Source organism: Vibrio sp. THAF64, assembly GCF_009363455.1.
Lineage (GTDB): Bacteria > Pseudomonadota > Gammaproteobacteria > Enterobacterales > Vibrionaceae > Vibrio > Vibrio coralliilyticus.
The window spans coordinates 3,246,202-3,261,373 of record NZ_CP045355.1; the positions used below are offsets into that span (position 1 = coordinate 3,246,202).

10 protein-coding genes are annotated in these 15,172 nt (G+C 47.1%); 5 read left to right on the plus strand and 5 right to left on the minus strand.

From position 1 onward, the window contains the following. Positions 1–213: 213 nt before the first annotated feature. From FIU99_RS15135 to FIU99_RS15150, 4 genes are all read left to right on the plus strand, one after another. Positions 214–2,094 (plus strand): methyl-accepting chemotaxis protein, encoded by a 1,881-nt coding sequence (locus FIU99_RS15135; protein ID WP_006957102.1) that lies wholly within the window; start codon positions 214–216, stop codon positions 2,092–2,094. Between the two features lie 71 nt (positions 2,095–2,165). Next, entirely contained in the window at positions 2,166–3,053 is an 888-nt protein-coding gene (locus FIU99_RS15140) for a DMT family transporter (protein ID WP_152472355.1), read from the plus strand. A 237-nt stretch (positions 3,054–3,290) separates the two neighbouring features. Beyond that, on the plus strand, positions 3,291–4,823 hold the full coding sequence (gpmM, locus tag FIU99_RS15145) for a 2,3-bisphosphoglycerate-independent phosphoglycerate mutase (protein ID WP_006957104.1): 1,533 nt from the start codon (positions 3,291–3,293) through the stop codon (positions 4,821–4,823). A gap of 146 nt (positions 4,824–4,969) precedes the next feature. After that, positions 4,970–6,124: a murein hydrolase activator EnvC gene (locus FIU99_RS15150; protein ID WP_006957105.1), complete on the plus strand. Its 1,155-nt coding sequence runs from the start codon at positions 4,970–4,972 to the stop codon at positions 6,122–6,124. Positions 6,125–6,145: 21 nt separating this feature from the next. Here FIU99_RS15150 and FIU99_RS15155 read toward each other — a convergent pair whose 3' ends face one another. The 4 genes from FIU99_RS15155 to nudC all read right to left on the minus strand — a co-directional run bounded on the left by FIU99_RS15155 (position 6,146) and on the right by nudC (position 10,029). Next, positions 6,146–7,102 (minus strand): acetyltransferase, encoded by a 957-nt coding sequence (locus tag FIU99_RS15155; RefSeq protein WP_006957106.1) that lies wholly within the window; start codon positions 7,100–7,102, stop codon positions 6,146–6,148. Between the two features lie 75 nt (positions 7,103–7,177). Beyond that, positions 7,178–7,813, minus strand: coding sequence for a TetR/AcrR family transcriptional regulator (locus FIU99_RS15160; protein WP_006957107.1), 636 nt, complete (start codon positions 7,811–7,813; stop codon positions 7,178–7,180). A 105-nt stretch (positions 7,814–7,918) separates the two neighbouring features. Beyond that, positions 7,919–8,986, minus strand: coding sequence for a uroporphyrinogen decarboxylase (gene hemE, locus FIU99_RS15165; protein WP_006957108.1), 1,068 nt, complete (start codon positions 8,984–8,986; stop codon positions 7,919–7,921). 266 nt (positions 8,987–9,252) lie between these two features. Beyond that, positions 9,253–10,029, minus strand: coding sequence for an NAD(+) diphosphatase (nudC, locus tag FIU99_RS15170; protein ID WP_006957109.1), 777 nt, complete (start codon positions 10,027–10,029; stop codon positions 9,253–9,255). A gap of 179 nt (positions 10,030–10,208) precedes the next feature. Here nudC and FIU99_RS15175 point away from each other — a divergent pair, with 179 nt between their 5' ends. Beyond that, positions 10,209–10,703, plus strand: a complete 495-nt coding sequence (locus FIU99_RS15175) for an Rsd/AlgQ family anti-sigma factor (protein ID WP_006957110.1) — start codon at positions 10,209–10,211, stop codon at positions 10,701–10,703. A 192-nt stretch (positions 10,704–10,895) separates the two neighbouring features. On the opposite strand, the gene rpoC is transcribed toward FIU99_RS15175, so the two are convergent. Then, a complete protein-coding gene (rpoC, locus tag FIU99_RS15180) occupies positions 10,896–15,101 on the minus strand; it encodes a DNA-directed RNA polymerase subunit beta' (protein WP_006957111.1) in 4,206 nt (1,401 codons plus the stop codon). Positions 15,102–15,172: the final 71 nt, after the last annotated feature.

The following is a 15,172-nucleotide window of genomic DNA, read 5'->3' on the forward strand; positions in this document are numbered from 1 at the left end:
AAAAGGTACCACTTCATTGATATTCCACTCTCTGAATATCCATATAGATCAAATCTATATTTTAATAACTTCTATAACATCAGCCTGTTAAACCAACATTCATAGCTATTTCAGCAGTTCCTACGTGAATTTTCGCACTAACAGGGTGTAATCACTAATTCATACCAACACACTCTGATTTTCGATAGGTTGTCTCAGTATTAAGGAAAGGCAATGAGAAACACAATCAAGCTAAAGATCCAGATCGCTATCGCGATCATTATTGCGATTGTCTCCGGTGTCCAAGCTTGGATATCCGTCAGTCAATTAAAACAAGAAACTACTTCTGCACTGAATAGTGAAATGACAAACGTCAGTCACGCGACTTCTCGCTATATCAGCGACTGGCTCTCCATTCGCAGCGACATGATGCTGGCGAATGAAACGAGCATTCTCAACTCGGACAATGCCGATAGAGAGATGCTGATCACTAAGCGGGCCGGTGGGTTCCTATCGGTTTATGCTGGCTTTGAGGACGGTTCTATCGCTTATGGTGACAAAACTGAAGACTGGCCAGTCAATTACGACCCCCGCACCCGCCCTTGGTATAAAGATGCTATGGCAACCAATGGATTGATTGTCACCGAACCCTATCAGGACTTTGATGGCAGCATCGTTGTCAGCTTTGCTAAAGCCTTCAGTGGAAGCAAGAATGGTGTTCTGGCCGCTGATTTAACCGTCACAAGTATCATCGAAGAAGTCCTTAATGTGAGTTTGGACAACGATGGCTTCTCATTCTTGGTCGATGGCAATAACAACATCGTTGCTTATCAAGATGAAAAGCTGAGCCAGCAACCGTTGACCGAACTCAACCCACTACTGTCAGCGGATAAAGTCCAGCAGTTGGTCAACACCTCTTCTATTTCCACCGTCAGCTGGCCTGAACAGGGCGATAAACTGATATTTGTTGCCAATGTTCCTCATACTGATTGGTCACTCGGCATCGTCGTGGACAAGGATATGGCGTTTGCGTCAGTGACCGAGCAAATCCAGTTCACTGCGATTGCTTCAATCTTCCTTTACATTCTGATCGCATCCATCAGCACCTACGTTATCACTCGGTTGCTCAAGCCATTGCAAACGCTCTCAGCAGCCCTGTCACAATTGGCTCAGGGTGAAGGTGACTTAACTCAGAGAATCGAAGTTCGTCGTATGGACGAGATTGGCGAATTGGCTCAGCACGTCAACCAATTCCTGAGTCAGATGCAATCCATGCTCAGTGGCATTATTCATCACAGCCAAGAACTAGCCGTTCAGGCTGAACAGGCCAATCAACTGTCACAACAATCGTCACAGCAAGTGGAAACACAGCAAAACGACGTCAATCAGATCGCCACCGCCATCCATGAGATGTCAGCTACCGCAGCCGAAGTCGCCAGCCATGCGGAACTGACTGCTAACGCCTCTCAAGGCTCCGCTTCTGCTTGTGAAGATGGTCAACAAGTTATTGAGAAAAACCGCCAGGCTATTGTAGAGCTGGCCGATCAGGTTTCAGCGGCATCCGGCATTATTTCTGAGCTGGAGAGTAATACACAGAGCATCAATCAAATCCTCTCCACCATTCGAGAAATCGCCGAACAGACCAATTTGTTGGCACTCAACGCTGCAATCGAAGCTGCGCGAGCCGGTGAGCAAGGCCGTGGTTTTGCCGTCGTAGCGGACGAAGTCAGAGTATTGAGCCAACGCACACATGGTTCGACCGAAGAAATTCGCAACATGATTGAGACGTTGCAAAACAATACCAAACTGGCCGTCAACAGTATGGAGAGCAGCACCGCCTTAGCCGGTACCAGTGTTGATTACGCTCAGCAAGCGTATGAAAGTCTCAATACCATCACTTCTGCGATTACAGAAATCAATGACATGGCACTGCAAATTGCCAGCGCCGCAGAAGAGCAACGTGCCGTTAGTGAAGACATCAGCCGCAATACTCAGGGGATTAAGGACGCGTCAGATATTCTCTCAGAACAGGCTATGCGCAGCAGCGAAAGTGCGACCAACATGTTTAACTCTGCCAATACTGTCCGAACTGAAGTGGAGCGTTTTAAAGTTTAGGCTTTGTTTCTAAAACCATTTAATGCATATTGTCAGCCTATTGATTTCTTTGTTCACAGGACGAACAACATATGGGATTCGAATGGCTGGCACTGGCTGCCGCTTTTCTCTGGGCGGTTGCCAGCCTGCTTTCTGTTGGCCCCGCTCAACACCTTGGGACCTTTGCGTACAGCCGCTGGAGAATGGGCAGTACTTCCGTCATTCTCGCCTCAATGGCTGCTCTCACCGGAGGATGGACAACGGTTGAAACCAGTGCCATCTCAGCCATGGCGCTGTCGGGGCTGATTGGTATTTTTATCGGTGACACCGCACTGTTCGCCTGTTTGAACCGCATGGGCCCGCGCCAAGCTGGCTTGCTATTTTCCTGTCATGCAGTATTTTCCGCCATACTCGGCTACTTCCTGTTTAGCGAAACCATGACGAGTACCGAACTTATCGGCTCCGCTCTGGTGTTTTCCGGCGTACTAACCGCTATCTTTTTTGGTCGCAAAGGGCAAAGCAATAATCACTTAGAATCCATAAAAGGCAATATCTGGTTGGGGATTGGCCTGGGGTTAATTGCTGCGCTGTGCCAAGCACTCGGCGGCATTATAGCAAAACCGGTGATGCAGACGGCTATTGATCCTGTCGCGGCTTCCGCTATGCGGATGATGACGGCCTTTGCAGCTCACTGTGTCTTTTTCCTTAGTGGCGCGAAACTCGCGAAAGCAACGCTACCAATGAATCTGCGTCTGTTTGCCATCACGGCGGTTAACGGCTTCCTCGCGATGGCTGTGGGCATGACACTTATCCTTTACGCATTGCAAGAAGGAAACGTCGGCATGGTTGCCCTACTTTCTTCTACTACCCCTATCATGCTGTTGCCGATACTTTGGATTTACACCAAGAAGCGCCCAAATCGATTCGCCTGGTTTGGCGCCATTCTAGCCGTTGTTGGCACGGGGTTATTAGTCAGCTAGCGGCTATTAGAACGATAGTTATAATCCACTTTATGTTTGCTCTTAATGAGTGAAAATAATATTAACAAGACAGGAAAACAGGCCAGAATCGAGCACCACGCTAGGAATAAGGTGAAAGATAACAACGATATTTCACTAACAATATTTGATCTTATCCTACAGTTTTGGTTAAAAAGTGTAGTAAAATTACGCTAATTTGTTTTCTAAGTTACTTTGAAATTTGACGAGGACATCACTATGTCAGCTAAGAAGCCTTTGGCTCTAGTCATTCTTGACGGCTACGGCCACCGTGAAGATACTGCAAGCAACGCAATCGCGAACGCAAAAACGCCAGTTATCGACGGTCTGCTTGCCAATAACCCAAACACACTGATCTCAGCTTCTGGCCTAGACGTTGGTCTTCCTGACGGTCAGATGGGTAACTCTGAAGTCGGTCATACCAACATCGGCGCTGGCCGTGTGGTCTATCAAGACCTGACTCGTATCACTAAATCTATCGCCGATGGTGAATTTGCAGACACGCCTGCATTAGTAGAAGCCATTGACTCTGCAGTAAAAGCTGAGAAAGCTGTACACATCATGGGTCTTATGTCTCCTGGTGGTGTTCACTCTCACGAAGATCACATCTACGCAGCGGTTGAAATGGCAGCAGCTCGTGGCGCTGAGAAAATCTACCTACACTGTTTCCTAGACGGCCGTGACACTCCACCACGTAGTGCTGAAAACTCACTACAACGTTTCCAAGACCTATTTGCGAAACTAGGTAAAGGTCGTGTTGCTTCTCTAGTTGGTCGTTACTACGCAATGGACCGTGACAACAACTGGGATCGCGTTCAAGTTGCTTACGATCTTCTAACTCAAGCTAAAGCTGAATTCACAGCAGAAACGGCAGTTGCAGGTCTAGAAGCGGCTTACGCTCGTGAAGAAAACGACGAATTCGTTAAAGCAACAGCTATCAAAGCAGAAGGTCAAGAAGACGCAATCATGCAAGATGGCGATGCGGTTATCTTCATGAACTACCGTGCTGACCGTGCACGTCAAATCACTCGGGCATTCGTTCCTGCATTTGACGGCTTCGAGCGCGCTGTATTCCCAGCAATCAACTTCGTGATGCTGACTCAATACGCGGCTGACATCCCTCTAGCAATCGCATTCCCACCTGCGTCTCTAGAAAACACTTACGGTGAGTGGCTATCTAAGCAAGGTCAAACTCAGCTACGTATCTCTGAAACAGAGAAATACGCGCACGTAACCTTCTTCTTCAACGGTGGTATTGAGAACGAATTCGAAGGCGAAGAGCGTCAACTTGTTGCTTCTCCAAAAGTAGCAACTTACGATATGCAGCCAGAAATGAGCTCTCCAAAACTAACTGAGAAGATGGTTGCGGCTATCAAGTCTGGTAAGTACGACACTATAATCTGTAACTACCCGAACGCAGATATGGTTGGCCACACAGGTGTTTATGAAGCAGCCGAAAAAGCGATCGAAGCACTGGACGAAAGCGTTGGTAAAGTGGCGGAAGCCATCAAAGAAGTGGGCGGTCAGCTACTGATCACTGCAGACCACGGTAACGCAGAAATGATGATCGACCCAGAAACGGGTGGCATCCACACTGCTCACACTAACCTACCAGTACCGCTAATCTACGTTGGTGACAAAGCGGTTGAGTTCAAAGAAGGCGGTAAACTGTCTGACCTTGCTCCAACCATGCTTTCTCTAGCCGGCCTAGAAATCCCTGCAGAAATGTCTGGTGAAGTGCTAGTTAAGTAAGTCGCCAAACTTCAAATCTCGAAAGCCCGGGCTCGCGCTCGGGCTTTTTTATTTCTCCACCAACAAGTTTTGACATTACTCTTTCTTCAAAGGAATGTGTTTGGGTATACTGACTTTCTCTCAAAGACTTAGGACAGACTTTTCACATGGCAACACGACGACAAGGACGACTAACAGCTTTTCCAAAGCTCTCTGCATTCGTATTGATTGTTGCCTCGACACTGGCTTTCCCTAGTTGGTCTTCATCGCCTTCAGAATTAAAAGGCGTCAGTAGTGAAATCTCACGTCAAAGACAAGCGTTAACTTCACAACAGAAAAAACTCGACTCCCTACAACAGTCTCTCAAGAAGCAGGAACTGGGTATCGTGCGTCTTGAAAAAGAGATCAAAGAAGCCAAATCGTCGTTGAGTAAAACCAACGCCAGTATTGCTTCGTTAGAGAAAAAAATTGCTTCACTAAAAGCGCAAAGACAGCAGCAAAGCGAAAAACTTGCTGAGCTGTTACAAACCTATTATGTCACCCAGCGTGCCAAGTCTTCTGCCAGCATTCTTAACCAAGGCGTCGAAGAGGACAGAATCAGCCAATATTTCCAGCACTTAGCCAAACAACGAGCACTCACGATTGAAGAGTTGGAAACAACCGTCAATCAGCTCGCGGAAAGTGAAACGCAGCTCAAGCTAGAGAAGCAGCAAATCACTAAACTGATCACGCAGCAGAATCAAAAGCGCAAGCAACTAACGAAAGAACAGTCCAAACGAAAAGGCACCGTCAGTAACATCAAAAAGAACATCACCAGTGATAAAGTTTACCTGTCAGAGCTGCAGCGCAATGAAACACGCTTAAAAGCTGAAATTGCCAAAGCGGCTAAAGCCGCGAAAGCAGCCAAACTCAATGCGGTTCCTATGGACGGTTTAGCAAAGCGTAAAGGTCGACTCCCGTGGCCGCTTAAAGGCAAGATTCTCCACAACTACGGCTCGCGCCAAACGGGTCAGATAAACTGGAAAGGAATGGTGATCGACGCCAATTACGGTCAGTCAGTGAAAGCCGTCTACTCTGGTACTGTCGTATTTTCAGACTACCTCAGAGGATATGGTCTGGTGATTCTACTCGACCACGGAAAAGGCGACATGACCTTGTATGGCTTTAACCAAAGCTTGCTAAAGAAAGAAGGTGATAAAGTTTCCGCTGGCGAAACCATCGCATTGGCCGGTGACACAGGTGGTCAGCCACAAGCGTCACTTTACTTTGAAATCCGCCGCAACAGCAAAACTCAAAACCCTAAGGGTTGGCTGACAAGATAACCGCCATTTGCTCTCGCAAGACTAGGCGTAGTAGGCCTCAACTGCTTGAATAAACGCGTCAATCTGCTCTTTAGCTAAGGCGTTGATTCCCGCCGCTGCTGCACGACCGCCACCCGTCGTAAACTGAGCACATACATCTCCCGCTCCTTGCTTATTATTCAGCGGCGCACGCAATGAGACGGTATAGCTCCCATCCGCATTCTCGGAAAGTACAGCATGCGCACGATCTGGGGTTTGATTCGCCAGCCAGTTGCCGTAAACACCACTGATACGTCGTGAAGAAGCCTGGTTAGGCAGCTCAAATACGCCCAGAACATCACTTTGATGAGAAGCTTGAATTGCGAGCGCCTTATCCATATCACTTTGATACGCTGATTTGAGAGTGTGATAAGGAGAGCGTTGATCAGCAATAACGGCAAAAGGATCATCATAAGCCAAAAGGTGCTTAAACAACTGAGCAGGGTCAAAATGCAGATCCGCCAGCTCAGCCCCATAGCCATTGTAGTTAATTAATGTCCCCAGCTCTTTCAACTGATCTTTCTGTTCATCGGTGAGGCCAGCTCTGCCAGCCAACTCATCCGCTTTTGCAATCAAGTTATCACCGTATGCAGCGGTAATCGCCCATAAGTGAAAACGACCTTGCAGCAACTCATCCACAATCAAAGCGGTACAGGTATTGGCATCTAAGTTAATGTGAGCATCGAGGTTTATGTGCTGCGGAATATCGCCGGACTTGTGGTGGTCGGCATAGAATACCTGAGCACCGGCAGCAAGCATCGCTTCTAAACTCGCCTTATTTTTCTCCATCGAGATATCCAGTACAGTGACGGAATCACTCGCCTGGCAATTAAGGGAATCGAGCAGTTTAATGTCGCGTTTCACGCCGGTGATCAGAGTTGACGTTTTGGGCTCAGCCAGACGCAGCTGAAGAAGCGCGATAATGCCATCCGCATCACCATTGAACACATCGTAGTGCATAAACAAAAACCCCTTAAAATATCTTTAGATACTTTAAGGGGTTAGCCTTATTTCAACAATCGCATTTGGTTATGGTTAAGCATGAATTGCTTTAACGCCATCTTCCAACAACTGTAATTGTTCAAGACCTTGTATGGTGGCTTTAGGCTTCACCACCGCGATCATTTGCAGCATTCCTTGGTGAATCACCTGCTCCGTGATCTGAGTTTTTGGCGACATGGCGGCACGGTAACCCAACCAGCTGGATGCAATCAGGTGCAAAGTGGTCACGAGAGATTTCATCTCGTGCTCTTCCACTTTCAACAGTTCCAGCTCAACAAAGGCACGCATGATATTGATTAGGTTGGTTTGCAGCTTTTCCTGTACCTGAATGTAATCATCATGCAATTGATCATCACGCTGGAGAATCTCTGGCAAGTTGGCGTAGAAAAATCGGTACTTCCACATCAGATTAAAGATAGAGTCTAGATAATGCTTGAGCAAAACCAGGCTTTCTTGTTGACCATGGATTGGTGAAAATCGCTCCAGCAGCTCATTGGAATAAAGCGCAAAAATTTCACGAACGATTTCTTGTTTGTTGCGGAAGTGGTAGTAAAGGTTGCCCGGACTAATGTCTATATGTGCTGCAATATGGTTAGTGGTGATATTACGCTCACCGTGTTCATTAAATAGATCCAATGCGGCAAGCACTATTTTGTCGCGTGTCTTCATTCGTTTTCCGTACCCTCTTCCATTAATATTATCAGTATAACTGAGTATATTAACCAATAACAAAAAAGCGCCTGATTAGACCAGGCGCTTTCATCGGTTTCTTAGTTATTTGTGGTACGGCTTGGATAACTCATGAACCGCTTCAACAAACACACCAGCATTTTCAGGCGGTACATCGAGGTGAATACCATGGCCAAGGTTAAATACATGGCCTGTACCTGCGTCACCAAAGCCTTCTAGGATGGTCGCAACCTCTTCACGGATACGTTCTGGTGAAGCGTAAAGCATCGATGGATCCATATTGCCTTGCAGCGCCACTTTATCACCCACACGCTTAACCGCATCTTGGATGTTGATCGTCCAGTCCAAACCAACAGCATCACAGCCAGTCGCAGCGATTTGCTCTAGCCACATGCCACCGTTCTTAGTGAACAGAGTAACAGGAACACGGCGGCCATCGTTCTCACGAATCAAGCCATCGACGATTTTATGCATGTACTGTAGCGAGAACAGGTTGTAATCACGTGGCGTTAAGACACCGCCCCAAGTATCAAAAACCATTACCGACTGGGCACCCGCTTTGATTTGTGCGTTTAGGTACTCAATAACGCTGTCTGCGAGTTTATCCAGTAGCAGATGCAGCGTCTGTGGTTCTGCGTACATCATCTTCTTGATCTTAGTGAAGGCTTTTGAGCTGCCACCTTCAACCATGTAAGTTGCCAGAGTCCATGGGCTACCAGAGAAACCAATCAGAGGTACATCACCGTTTAAATCTTTACGGATCTGACGCACTGCATTCATTACGTACTTCAGCTCACCTTCTGGATCAGGAGTGCCAATTTTCTCAACATCCGCTTTGCAGGTAATCGGCTTATCAAATACCGGGCCTTCACCCGCAGCAAAACGGAGTTCTAACCCCATTGCATCCGGGATAGTTAGGATGTCAGAGAACAAAATGGCAGCATCAAGTGGAAAACGGCGCAGTGGCTGCAGCGTGACTTCTGACGCCAGCTCTGCATTCTTACACAAAGACATGAAATCGCCCGCTTCAGCACGGGTCGCTTTATATTCAGGTAGGTATCGTCCTGCCTGACGCATCATCCATACTGGCGTGTAATCCACAGGCTGCTTTAAAAGCGCACGCAGATAACGATCATTTTTTAATTCAGTCATTCCGTCTTTCCAACTATTCGGCTTCTATTTAGGGGCGCTATTCTAACACTGTTTTCCATGCAAAAGCTGTGTGCTTTGCAACCTAGATCAAGTTATTAACTTTTAAATCAGTGCTTAATTTGCACCCAATCATCAAGAGTGTTAAAAATTTGTTTGCTAGCGAAAACAACAATTATAACCTGAGTACTCGCTACTCAGCATCTCATAACGACATCTTACTTACCCCCTCCCTATCGGAGGGTTTTTTTTGTCTATAAATCAGTGAATTAATCCATCTCATCCAGAGTTTGTTGAATCAAGGATCGCGCGATGGTTCCTTCTGGTGCCACCGGCGGTAAGTCGTCCGCGCTAAACCACTGCGCGTCACTCAATTCGCTGTAATCCGGCTTCAACTCTCCACCTTGATAGTCCGCCAGAAATCCCATCATCAGGCTGGACGGGAACGCCCAAGGCTGGCTGCCAAAATAACGAATGTTTGCCACATCGATACCGGTCTCTTCTTTCACCTCTCGAGCCACACACTGTTCAAGTGTTTCCCCAACCTCAACAAAGCCTGCAATCACGGTGTACATACCATTACGGTGTCTTGGATGCTGCGCTAGAAGAATTTGGTCGCCGTTGCGCACGGCAACAATGATGCACGGAAAAATACGCGGATAGTGTAACGTTCGACAGTCACCACACTGCATGGCGATTTGGTTGTGATTGAGATGGTTTCGGCCACCACATATCGGACAAAAGCGCAGTGTTTGTGTCATATGACCATACTGAACGGCTTTGCTAATCAGCAGAAACAATGGCTCGGGTAGATCTAAACAATCTCTCAACGACGTCAGTGGTAATACTTGCTCTAGCTCCTGAGCATTGAGCCACATGACTGGCAAGCCCTTGTAATTTCCAATCTTTATCGCATTTTCTTCAGGCAAATTAAACGCCTTCGCCGCACCACAAGGTAATGCATGGTCCACCAGCCAAGCCTCACTGCCTGATACAACACACCAATAAGCATTGCTCGTACGGTTCGTGTCACTGTTCTTTAACATTACCCTTCCTCTTCGCTTGCAGTTCATTCATTTTACTGGCAATCTAATTTCATACCAGAGTTTGTAGTGGAACAATTTTCTGGCTATAAATTCTAGTAAGGACAAGAGGTTGTATCTCTAGAATGGCTTTGCAAAGCAAAGCGTAATGATCACCGGAACTGTGATCCGATCATGAGGGCATGGTCATGCTGAATAAATTCAAACAAACACAAGAACAGTGGGGTGGCTCAAGTGAAGTCATCGATCATTGGTTAGAAACTCGCCAGTCACTTATTGTCGAATATTGCCAGTTAGGCTCTCTTCAGCCAGCGAATGGGCACGCTAACGTAGTTGAACTCCCTTCCCCGAAACAAATCAGCTCTTTTTGCAATCACGTCGTTGATTATATTTCCGAAGGCCATTTCAAAATTTACGATATGGTGATGGAAAAGTGGCAGGCTACAGGCTTTAAAACCAATAACGAGATTGACACCACATACGCAAAAATCGTGTTAACCACCGAGCCTTTACTTGAGTTTAATGACAAGTACGTCAGCGTTAGTGCAGACGATGAGCTTCCTGATTTCGAAGTAGATATGTCAAAAGTTGGCGAACTACTCGAAGTGCGATTTGAAGTTGAAGATAATCTGATCCAGCTTATTGCCGATAGTCTAGCGATACCGCCAGGCGCTTAAAAAAGAGATTAGTGAGGGTTGGCGTAAAGTCAGCCCTTTTTGCTTAGTAACGTTTCGTTGTGGATGCGGGATAAGGGCACTCTCGCAGGCCAAAGCCCGTTCCAGCTTCCCATAGGACGCAGTTCGTTCCCTCCTCTCTCCAAAAACAAAAAAGGCACCCTAAGGTGCCTTTTGTCATTTCTTGACTAACGATTACTCGTCAGCAGAGAAACCTGCGTTTAGCAATGCTGCAAGATTGTCAGTTGCTTGCTCAGCTGAAGGACCTTCTTGTTCTTCAGTGCGCTTAGCTTGGCGATCTTGGTGGTAAGCGAAACCTGTACCTGCTGGAATTAGACGACCAACAATTACGTTTTCTTTCAGACCACGTAGCTCATCACGTTTACCAGAAACGGCTGCTTCTGTTAGTACGCGAGTTGTCTCCTGGAACGATGCCGCAGAGATGAACGATTCAGTCGCTAGAGATGCCTTAGTAATACCAAGTAGCTCACGCTCGAAACGAACAAGCTCTTTGCCTTCAGCTTCTAGCTGACGGTTAGCAATCTTAACGTTCGCGTATTCAACCTGTTCACCAACTAGGAACTCTGTAGAGTCACCAGCGTGAGTGATTGTACACTTACGTAGCATCTGACGAACGATAGTCTCAATGTGCTTATCGTTAATCTTAACGCCTTGTAGACGGTATACTTCTTGAACTTCGTTCGCGATGTACTGAGTCACAGCGTGGATGCCACGTAGACGTAGAATGTCATGTGGAGATTCTGGACCATCTGCGATCACGTCACCACGTTCAACTTTCTCGCCTTCGAATACGTTAAGCTGACGATGCTTAGGAATCATCTCTTCGTAAGCGTCACCGCCGTCACGAGTGATTACTAGACGACGTTTACCTTTCGTTTCTTTACCGAAGCTCACAGTACCTGTGTGCTCAGCAAGAATCGCAGGCTCTTTCGGCTTACGAGCTTCGAATAGGTCAGCTACGCGTGGTAGACCACCGGTGATATCTTTGTTACCGCCAGATTTCTGAGGGATACGAGATAGCGTATCACCCACACCTACTTCTGCGCCGTCTTCGATGTTTACAATCGCTTTACCAGGTAGGAAGTAGTGAGCTGGCATTTCAGTACCAGGGATCATTACGTCATTACCCGCAGCATCAACAAGTTTGATAGCTGGACGCATATCTTTACCTGCTGCTGGGCGAGCGGCGGCTTCAGTTACTTCACTTGAAGATAGACCTGTTAGATCATCTGTTTGACGAGAAACTGTTACGCCATCGATCATGTCCACAAACTGGATGCGACCTGCCACTTCAGTGATGATTGGCATAGTGTGCGCTTCCCAGTTCGCTACTGTTTCGCCAGCTTCAACCGCATCGTTGTCGCCTTTGCTTAGTAGGGAACCGTAAGGTAGTTTGTGTTTCTCTTTTGTACGACCGAATTCGTCGATGATAGTCAGCTCAGAAGCACGAGACGTGATAACAAGCTTCTTATCTTTGTTCATTACGAACTTAGCGTTGTGTAGCTTAACCGTACCAGTTGTCTTCGCTTGGATGCTGTTCTCTGCTGCTGCAGTAGATGCCGCACCACCGATGTGGAACGTACGCATTGTAAGCTGTGTACCAGGCTCACCGATAGACTGAGCAGCGATAACGCCGACTGCTTCACCTTGGTTCACTAGGTGACCACGTGCTAGGTCACGACCGTAACACTGTGCACAACAACCGAAGTCTGCATCACAGGTAACTACAGAGCGCACTTTCATGCTATCTACTGAGTTATCTTCCATGATCTGACACCACTTCTCATCAATCAGAGTATTACGTGGGATCAGCACTTCGTCAGTACCTGGTTTCAGAACGTCTTCTGCAACAACACGACCTAGAGCAAGCTCAGAAAGTGCAACTTTAACGTCACCACCTTCGATGTGAGGCATCATGTCGATACCTTCGTGCGTGCCACAGTCATGCTCGTGTACAACAACGTCTTGAGCAACGTCTACTAGACGACGAGTTAGGTAACCCGAGTTCGCTGTTTTCAGTGCCGTATCCGCAAGACCCTTACGAGCACCGTGCGTTGAGATAAAGTACTGAAGTACGTTTAGACCTTCTTTAAAGTTCGCAGTGATCGGCGTTTCGATGATTGAACCATCTGGACGTGCCATCAGACCACGCATACCTGCAAGCTGACGAATCTGAGCTGCAGAACCACGTGCGCCTGAGTCAGCCATCATGTAGATGCTGTTGAACGATTCTTGTTGCTCGTCTTCACCTTCACGGTTCACTACCGTTTCAGATGAAAGGTTTTCCATCATCAACTTCGCTACGCGATCGTTGGTTGAAGCCCAAATATCGATCACTTTGTTGTAGCGCTCACCCGCAGTTACAAGACCAGATTGGTACTGTTCTTGAATTTCGCGAACTTCTGCTTCCGCTTCTTCGATCTCAGTGTATTTCGCATCTGGCACAACCATGTCGTCGATACCAACCGATACACCAGAAAGTGCTGCGTAAGCAAAACCTGTGTACATGATTTGGTCAGCGAAGATAACCGTATCTTTCAGACCTAGCTTACGGTACGCCTCGTTAAGTAGGTGAGAGATTTGCTTCTTACCTAGCTTCTGGTTAACGATGCTGTACGGAAGACCAGATGGCACGATTTGCCATAGCATTGCACGACCGATAGTTGTATCAACTAGCTTAGTCTCTGTAGTGCTATTGCCATCTTCATCTTTCACTGTCTCAGTGATACGAACTTTAACGCGAGCGTGTAGCTCTGCAGACTTAGTACGGTATGCTTTCTCAGCTTCAGCTGGGCTAGCAAGGTACATACCTTCGCCTTTCACGTTAATCTTGTCACGAGTCATGTAGTAAAGACCCAATACAACGTCCTGAGAAGGTACGATGATCGGATCACCTGACGCTGGCGACAGAATGTTGTTTGTCGACATCATCAGAGTACGAGCTTCAAGCTGTGCTTCTAGAGTTAGAGGCACGTGAACCGCCATTTGGTCACCATCGAAGTCCGCGTTGTACGCCGCACACACAAGTGGGTGTAGCTGAATCGCTTTACCTTCGATCAGTACTGGTTCGAACGCCTGGATACCTAGACGGTGAAGTGTAGGTGCACGGTTCAATAGTACTGGGTGTTCGCGGATAACTTCGTCTAGGATATCCCAAACAACTGCTTCTTCGCGCTCTACCATCTTCTTAGCGGCTTTGATTGTCGTTGCTAGGCCACGAGTCTCAAGCTTGCTGTAGATAAATGGTTTGAATAGCTCAAGTGCCATCTTCTTAGGAAGACCACACTGGTGCAGACGAAGGTATGGACCTACTGTGATTACAGAACGGCCAGAGTAGTCTACACGCTTACCTAGAAGGTTCTGACGGAAACGACCTTGTTTACCCTTGATCATATCAGCAAGAGATTTCAGAGGACGCTTGTTCGAACCTGTGATCGCACGACCGCGACGACCGTTATCTAGAAGGGCATCAACAGACTCTTGCAGCATACGCTTTTCGTTACGTACGATGATGTCCGGAGCAGCTAGCTCTAGTAGACGCTTCAAACGGTTGTTACGGTTGATTACGCGACGGTATAGGTCGTTCAGATCAGAAGTCGCGAAGCGACCGCCATCTAGTGGTACTAGAGGACGTAGATCTGGCGGAAGTACCGGAAGCACAGTTAGGATCATCCACTCTGGGTTGTTACCAGATTGAACGAACGCTTCAACTAGCTTCAAACGCTTAGTGATCTTCTTACGCTTAGTCTCTGAGTTAGTAGACTGAAGCTCTTCACGCATTTCTTCGATTTCAGCAGGCAGATCCATAGACGCAAGTAGGTCTTTGATCGCTTCTGCACCCATCTTAGCCGTGAATTCATCACCCCACTCTTCTAGACGATCCAGATACTCTTCTTCAGTCAGCATCTGAGATTTTTCTAGGTCAGTCATACCCGGTTCAGTTACTACGTACATTTCGAAGTAAAGAACGCGTTCGATATCACGTAGAGGGATATCCATTAGTAGACCGATACGAGATGGCAGTGATTTTAGGAACCAGATGTGAGCAACTGGTGAAGCAAGCTCGATGTGGCCCATACGGTCACGACGAACTTTAGTTTGTGTAACTTCAACGCCACACTTCTCACAGATAACACCACGGTGTTTCAGACGCTTATATTTGCCACAAAGACATTCGTAGTCTTTTACTGGACCAAAGATACGCGCACAGAACAGACCATCACGCTCAGGTTTGAACGTACGATAGTTGATCGTTTCAGGTTTTTTAACTTCACCGAAAGACCATGAACGGATCATGTCTGGTGAAGATAGACCGATTTTGATTGCATCAAACTCTTCGGTCTTATGCTGTGCTTTTAGAAAGTTTAATAAGTCTTTCACAATCAGCTCCTGTAAGGAGTTAAAAGGAGCTCACCCGCAAAAGTGAGCACCTTCAACCAAATAACCCCGTG

Bases quoted from the DNA above. Each gene is read 5' to 3' on its own strand.
- FIU99_RS15135 (WP_006957102.1), top strand. From the start codon at position 214: ATGAGAAACACAATCAAGCTAAAGATCCAGATCGCTATCGCGATCATT.
- FIU99_RS15140 (WP_152472355.1), top strand. From the start codon at position 2,166: ATGGGATTCGAATGGCTGGCACTGGCTGCCGCTTTTCTCTGGGCGGTT.
- gpmM (WP_006957104.1), top strand. From the start codon at position 3,291: ATGTCAGCTAAGAAGCCTTTGGCTCTAGTCATTCTTGACGGCTACGGC.
- FIU99_RS15150 (WP_006957105.1), top strand. From the start codon at position 4,970: ATGGCAACACGACGACAAGGACGACTAACAGCTTTTCCAAAGCTCTCT.
- FIU99_RS15155 (WP_006957106.1), bottom strand. From the start codon at position 7,102: ATGCACTACGATGTGTTCAATGGTGATGCGGATGGCATTATCGCGCTT.
- FIU99_RS15160 (WP_006957107.1), bottom strand. From the start codon at position 7,813: ATGAAGACACGCGACAAAATAGTGCTTGCCGCATTGGATCTATTTAAT.
- hemE (WP_006957108.1), bottom strand. From the start codon at position 8,986: ATGACTGAATTAAAAAATGATCGTTATCTGCGTGCGCTTTTAAAGCAG.
- nudC (WP_006957109.1), bottom strand. From the start codon at position 10,029: ATGTTAAAGAACAGTGACACGAACCGTACGAGCAATGCTTATTGGTGT.
- FIU99_RS15175 (WP_006957110.1), top strand. From the start codon at position 10,209: ATGGTCATGCTGAATAAATTCAAACAAACACAAGAACAGTGGGGTGGC.